The organism is Micromonospora craterilacus, from assembly GCF_003236315.1.
Lineage (GTDB): Bacteria > Actinomycetota > Actinomycetes > Mycobacteriales > Micromonosporaceae > Micromonospora > Micromonospora craterilacus.
Genome location: NZ_POTY01000578.1, coordinates 1 through 437, shown reverse-complemented (window position 1 = coordinate 437; position 437 = coordinate 1). Strand labels below are relative to the sequence as shown.

The window sequence follows — 437 nt, the reverse complement described above, 5'->3', positions numbered from 1 at the left end:
GTGTTACAGAAGTCGAAGCAGCGTCTGTCACTAGTCACGATAAGCCGCACTTGATTGCAATCACGTACACGGCCAAATCACAGACCGCAACCGTTGCGTTTGTGGATGTAACGAGTGGTAAAACACTACCTACGACGGTAGTAACTGGGGCTTATGGCACTACGAATGGTTATTCGCCCGTTTCACAAATTGCTGCGTATGAACAACTAGGCTATCGATTAGTTTCGAATAATGTTCCGACGACTGGCATCATTTTTGATCAAGATGACGTCATTAAGTCATACACGGTCAAGCTAGCGCATCAAATGACGACGGTCACGCCAACTAAGCCTGGTCAACCAGGTCAACCAGTTGATTCCGCTCATCCAGAAGGGCCCAAGTACCCAGCTGGTACTGGGCTTAAAGATTTAACAACTAGTGTTCAGCGAGTCATTACC

The 437-nt window shown here is 47.4% G+C and carries 1 protein-coding gene; it reads left to right on the top strand.

Annotated elements, in window-relative coordinates; all coding sequences use genetic code 11:
• Positions 1 to 437 (top strand): mucin-binding protein (locus C1I95_RS37500; RefSeq protein WP_146605966.1); only part of this gene is annotated, 437 nt, incomplete at both ends.